Below are 6,044 nucleotides of genomic sequence, written 5' to 3'. Positions count from 1 at the left end.
CGCTTCTCTCTCCAAGGCCGACGGGCCGGTACCGACCTACCTCGACCTGATCCGCTACGACGCGACCACGATTATCAACGGGCTCACCGGGCGGACCTCGTGACCGCGGCGATCCAGGTTCAGGAGGTCGTCGTCCGTTACGGCGGGGTCCTCGCCCTCGACGGCGTGTCCCTCACCGTCGAGCCGGGGCGGGTGGCCGGGTTGATCGGGATGAACGGATCCGGCAAGTCGACGCTGTTCAAGTCGGTCATGGGTATAGTCCGCCCCGACCGGGGACGCGTGCTACTCGACGGTGCCGAGCCTGCCGTGGCGCGTAAACAGGGCCTGGTGGGTTATGTGCCACAGAGCGAGGAGGTCGATTGGGCCTTCCCTGTCTCCGTGCGCGACGTTGTGATGATGGGCCGCTACGGCCACCAGAACTTCACCCGCCGGGCGCGCCCGGCCGACCACACGGCGGTGTCCGAGGCGCTGGAGCGTGTGGAGCTGACCGAGTACGCGGACCGGCAAATCGGACAGCTCTCCGGCGGGCAGAAGAAACGCGCGTTCGTCGCCCGCGGCATCGCCCAAAATGCGCAGATCATGCTCCTGGACGAACCCTTCGCCGGGGTCGACAAGAAATCCGAAGCCACCATCGTCCGACTACTCAAGGAGCTCGCCGCGGACGGCCGTACCATCCTGGTCTCCACCCATGACCTTCACGCCCTGCCACAGCTGGCCGACGAGGCGGTGCTGCTGCTGCGCCGAGTGCTGTTCCACGGCTCCGTGACCGAGACACTCAGACCGGAGAACCTCGCCCGCGCGTTCGGACTCGACGTGCTCGAGCAGAAGTACGTCGCATGAACCCGCTCGATCTGCTCCTGGATCCGCTGCAGTACGACTTCATGGTCCGGGCTCTTGCCACCACCATGATCGCTGCTGTCGTCTGTGCCCTCCTGTCGTGCTGGCTCGTGCTCGTCGGCTGGTCGCTGATGGGTGACGCGGTCTCTCACTCCGTCCTGCCCGGGGTCGTGATCGCCTACATCCTCGGCATACCGTTCGCGATCGGTGCGCTCGTGTTCGGGTTCCTCTCTGTCGCGCTCATCGGGACGATCCGCGGAACCAGCCGGGTGAAAGAAGACGCCGCGATCGGGATCGTCTTCACCACCCTGTTTGCGCTCGGACTCGTCCTCATCTCGATCACCCCGAGCCAGACCGACCTGAACCACATCGTCTTCGGCAACATCCTCGGCGTCTCCACCGCGGACCTCATCCAGATCGGAATCCTCGCTGCTGTCGCGTTCGTCATCCTTGTGCTGAAGCGGCGTGACCTGACGCTGTACGCGTTCGACCCGACTCACGCCCACGCTATCGGCCTGTCGCCGCGGTTCCTCGGCACGCTGCTGCTCGGCCTGCTCGCCCTCACCGCCGTGGTCGCACTGCAGGTGGTCGGGGTGATTCTCGTCGTGGCGATGATGATCATCCCTGGCGCCACCGCCTTCCTGCTCACCGACCGCTTCGGACGTATACTCGTCATCGCCCCGGCGATATCGGCCGCGAGCTCGGCGATGGGGATCTATCTCAGCTACTGGCTCGACGCGTCCTCCGGCGGGCTCGTCGTCGTCGTCCAGGGCGTCGTGTTTGCACTCGTCTACCTGTTCAGCCCCCGCCACGGGCTGCTTGGCAAACGACTGCTCGCTCGGCGGCACCGGGAGTTCGTCTCAGCGAGCTGACCCGCAGCCGACCCGCGACCCAGCGATCAGGAGGAACCTCGGCTCACCACACTGGCACCACTCGGAAACCGCCTTCTTCACCCTTTCGAAGGTAGGTGGGCCGCTCGGAAGCTAGTTCATTGATCCGTCGCGGCCCGCCTCGGCCGTGGTCTCGCACCCGTGTCCCGGGCCGGCCTCCCGCAGCGGAGCCGGCCCCGAGGAGCTCACCGTGACGCACACGGCGTCCGTCGCCGACCGGCCAAGAGCCACCGCCTCATCGCGGCCTTCCACAACCACCTCCACCGAATCCGAGTACGGTGCCCCGGCTCGCACCTCCAGCACGGTACCGATGCCAATCCCACGCTCGGCGAAGAACTGCAACAGGCCCACGTCCGCGTCCGAGATCCGCTCCACACGCGCGTGCGCGCCCGGCCCGATCCGAGACAGCAGGACCGCATCCGGTACCCGCACCGTGCCGTCCGAGCCCGGGATCGGATCACCATGTGGGTCGCGGGTGGGATGGCCGAGGTATTCGTCGATCCGGTTCACCATGAAGTCCGACACCGCATGCTCCAGCGTCTCGGCCTCATCATGCACCTGATCCCACCGATACCCCAGCACCTGCACCAGGAACGACTCAATCAACCGGTGGCGGCGCACCATCGCCACCGCATGCACCCGCCCCTTCTCTGTCAGTGACACTGCCCCGTAGGGCGCGTGCTCCAGCAGACCCTGCTCAGTAAGTTTGCGCACCGCGTCCGACGCCGTCGACAGTCTCACCCCCACCTTCGCTGCCAGTGTCGAAGGCGACACCGGCACCCCGGACCACTCCTGAAGACTCCAGACCACCTTCAGATAGTTCTGACTGCTCGCCGAAAGCTCCGACACCGACATGCTCGCAGGCTACCAAGCACCGAACTACGCCAATCCGAACTCTCCGTGAGAGCACGGCCAATACGACTCGACTTTCGTGATAATGCTGCTCGTCGCGGCCGAACCCCTCATCTACTGAGCCATCAGCACCATGGTCCGGTGTATCGACCGGCGCACACCCCCCCAACGCCCGGGACCCCGACCGCTACGAAGAATCGTCTGACCAACGATCTCAAACATCTTCCCAACCCCCACCAAGATCCAGAAAACCCAACCTTCAGGTCAGGATTCCTGAGCCAAGATCTTGGCGCGGGACAGAACGGAACTTGTCAAGATCTTTGAGGTAAGATATTTTGTGAATTAGCCTAATTGTGATTTTTGTGGAACGATTTCCGATCTCTCGGGAACACCCGAGTCGGCCGGCTCAGCCTCGTCGGGCTTCCGGTTGATCCCGGCCGGCTTCGGGAGCGGCGGCGGGACCGGAGGCCGGTTCACGAACCGCTCCGGGTGCGCGACACAGGCCGCGTCCAGGACACGGCCGCGCGGCCTGGACGGCCTGGACGGCCTCGGCCCGGCCGAAATGCACGACCGCCGACGCGAGATACCCGGTGCCAGAATTCCTGTGCTCATGATTGTACGTATCCATTCAGGGATGCAGGTTCCAGCACCCCTGAATGGATACCTGCCCGCCAGAGTCACAGAGGCGGTCCGGTGGTTCTCGTAGTCGTTCCCGGCGCGAGGCGGCAGGTCGGTGTGACCCGACACCGCCGGGGCATCCCGTCAGGGTGAGCAGACACACCCGCCGGGGTCGAACCGACAGCAGCCGAACCGACAGCAGTCGGGCTGACGGCAGTCGAACCGACCGGATGAGCGGGAATCGTCCGGCCGGGGGCCGCCGAGAGGACGACCGCACGCAGCCCGACCTCGACGACACGACCGCTGACGCGGTCGGCAAGCTCAGCGAGGCGCTGGAGTGGGTTGAACGGGCCCGCGGGGCGCTCTACGAGTTCCATCAACTCTCCGGGCGGGCCGATCTGATCCTCGCGGAGGCGATTAGCGGTCTGGAGGACACCGGACACGCCAAGATGGCCGCCTATGTACGCCGGGAGCTGCACGGACGCAACGTCCTCGACGGGCGGTGGACCTTCCAGATCACCGAGGAGTACGACGACATCTACTACCGCCCCTTCGTCGCCGTGGACGAACAGGTCCGGCTGCGGCTCACCGGTGGGATGCGCCACGTCCACGAGGCTCGCATGAAGGCCCAGGAGCGGGCCCGCGCCGGTCGGGACCTGTGGGGCCCTGGCGCCTGACCTGCGGTCCACCGGTCGCCCACATCGGGGCGACCGGTGGACCGCGGCTCCAGGCCTGAAGGCAACCCGCCGGTGCGTTCAGGTACTCTGATGATCACAGATACTCAGATAACCACGGCTTCAGAGCTCATGCCGATGGAGATCGCACCTCGGGTGGGCTCAGGCGTCCCGACGCTTGGCCAAGACGAGCCCGATGGCGAACAGGCCGAGGCAGATCGCGGCAAAGTAAGCGAGGGAGCCCCAGGGGCCGAACGGCATCCCCTCGACCACGGGCGGGCCGTTGGAACGCTCCACCTGCCCGGCGACGATGAAATCGTCACCGGTGGTGAACGGCAGCCAGTGCTGGATATGGTCACCGATCCGGGGGATCGCCGGCAGCAGGCTCTCTCCGAGGAACAGGTAGACAAGCGTAATCACGATCGCGCCCGCCGATTGCCAGATGATCAGCCCCAGAGCCAGCGCGAAAATCGCCGCGAACAAGTAGACCAGACCGACACCGAAAACGTTACGGTACTCCTGCGCCGTGTCCAGAGCCAGGGGGGCATCCGGCTTGATCAGCTTGGCGACGCCCCAGGAGGCGATGGCGGTGATCTCGCCGACGATCCCCGCGAGCAGGGAGACGACGGCAGCCTTCGCGAGCAGTGCCGGCGTCCGGGTGGGCACCGCGAGGAACGTGGACCGGATCGTGCTGAAGCGGTATTCGGTGGTGACCGCCAACGTGGCCATCACCATCATCACCACGAGGCCGAAGTTGTAGGCAAACTGGGTGACGTTCGGGGTGAGGCTGGCGAGGTCGTCACCGTTGGTCGCCGCCGCGAAAATCGAGGTCAGCCCTACGGTGAGCGCGGTCGCCAGGATCATGCACCACCACGGTGAGCGGGTCGAGAACAGCTTGATCCGCTCGACGGTGAGCAGGGTCATCGTCCAGTCCCCCCTCGTGCCGCCTCGGCCGAGGCCGACGGACCGCCCCCGGCACCCACACCACCGTCGACCGGCTGGCAAGGTGTCCCGGCCAGCGGACCGGCAGCAGTTCCCGCCGGCACGGGCCCCGGCGGAGCACCTGTCGCCGACCGGCTGGCGCCCGGCCCCGGCGTCCCGGCGTGGTACTCCACCTCGCCGCCGGTCAGCTGGATGAACGCCTGCTCCAACGAGCCGCACTGCGCCGCCAGCTCGTGCAGGACCAGCCCGATCCGACCGGCCAGCTCGCCGACCTGCTCGGTGCTGCTGTTCGACACGAGGAACGCCGCCGGACCACCGTCGTCGGCGGCGGCGTCCCGAACCGCGAGGCCCTGACCGGTCAGCACGCCACGCAGCCGCTCCATCTCCGGCCCGCGGACCCGGACTGCCGACTCGGACGCCATGTCGATGAAGGCATGGGTACTGGTCTGGGCGATCAGCCGCCCGCGACCGATGACGACGAGCTCCTGGGCGGTCAGCGCCATCTCGGACAGCAGATGACTGGAAACGAAGATCGTCCGCCCCTCGTCCGCAAGTCGATGCATGAACTAGCGAATCCAGAGGATTCCCTCCGGGTCCAGCCCGTTCACGGGCTCGTCGAAGAGAAGGACCTGCGGGTCACCCAGCAGGGCCGTCGCGATCCCGAGACGCTGTGCCATCCCGAGCGAGAAGCCACCCGCCCGCTTGCCGGCGACCGGGGTGAGCCCAACGATCTCCAAGACCTCGTCGACCCGCTTCCCAGGAATTCGGTTCGCCGCGGCCATCCACCGCAGGTGCGAGCGGGCGGAGCGGTTGGGATGCACCCATTTCGCTTCCAGCAGCGATCCGACCTGGCGGAGTGGTTCCTTCAGCTCGGCATATCGCTTGCCGTCGATACGGACCTGGCCTGCGCTCGGATTATCGAGCCCCAGGATCATCCGCATTGTAGTGGACTTTCCCGCACCATTCGGCCCCAGGAAGCCGGTCACCTTGCCGGGCTGCACCGTGAAGGACAGGTCGTTGACGGCGACCGTACGTCCGTACCGCTTGGTGAGCCCTTGCGCCTCGATCATTCCGGGTCTTCGAAGTTAACCGGGGTGGGCGTGAGACCCCAGCCAGTTTGGTAACTGTGCGTAATGTTGGTTCGGCGTGGCCTGCTGTGACCTGATGTGGCATGCCTCGTGTCGTGACATGAATCGCGCACAACCCCTGGCGATTTTGGTTGTTCCTGACG

General features: G+C 66.2%; 5 protein-coding genes and 1 pseudogene. 3 read left to right on the top strand and 3 right to left on the bottom strand.

Annotated elements, in window-relative coordinates; all coding sequences use genetic code 11:
* Positions 1 to 99: 99 nt before the first annotated feature.
* Positions 100 to 840 (top strand): metal ABC transporter ATP-binding protein, encoded by a 741-nt coding sequence (locus tag AC08OQ_RS17000; protein ID WP_476601915.1) that lies wholly within the window; start codon positions 100 to 102, stop codon positions 838 to 840.
* Positions 837 to 1,709 (top strand): metal ABC transporter permease, encoded by an 873-nt coding sequence (locus AC08OQ_RS16995; protein ID WP_476601916.1) that lies wholly within the window; start codon positions 837 to 839, stop codon positions 1,707 to 1,709. The genes AC08OQ_RS17000 and AC08OQ_RS16995 overlap by 4 nt, the downstream gene beginning before the upstream one ends.
* Before the next feature lie 111 nt (positions 1,710 to 1,820).
* Here AC08OQ_RS16995 and AC08OQ_RS16990 read toward each other — a convergent pair whose 3' ends face one another.
* Positions 1,821 to 2,576, bottom strand: a complete 756-nt coding sequence (locus tag AC08OQ_RS16990) for a metal-dependent transcriptional regulator (protein WP_476605086.1) — start codon at positions 2,574 to 2,576, stop codon at positions 1,821 to 1,823.
* An 851-nt stretch (positions 2,577 to 3,427) separates the two neighbouring features.
* Between AC08OQ_RS16990 and AC08OQ_RS16985 the strand changes: the two genes are divergently transcribed.
* Positions 3,428 to 3,874 (top strand): hypothetical protein, encoded by a 447-nt coding sequence (locus tag AC08OQ_RS16985; protein ID WP_476601918.1) that lies wholly within the window; start codon positions 3,428 to 3,430, stop codon positions 3,872 to 3,874.
* 159 nt (positions 3,875 to 4,033) lie between these two features.
* On the opposite strand, the gene AC08OQ_RS16980 is transcribed toward AC08OQ_RS16985, so the two are convergent.
* The gene (locus tag AC08OQ_RS16980; RefSeq protein ID WP_476601919.1) at positions 4,034 to 4,795 is read right to left on the bottom strand and encodes an ABC transporter permease; all 762 of its coding nucleotides are present in this window, start codon (positions 4,793 to 4,795) and stop codon (positions 4,034 to 4,036) included.
* Positions 4,792 to 5,883 (bottom strand): annotated as a pseudogene (locus AC08OQ_RS16975) (ABC transporter ATP-binding protein). Before AC08OQ_RS16975 ends, AC08OQ_RS16980 begins: the two are co-directional and overlap by 4 nt.
* Between the last annotated feature and the right edge of the window lie 161 nt (positions 5,884 to 6,044).

The organism is Frankia sp. CcCS3 (assembly GCF_977927575.1).
The sequence above is the reverse complement of the archived record's forward strand: the minus strand, read 5'-3'. Positions and strand labels throughout refer to the sequence as shown.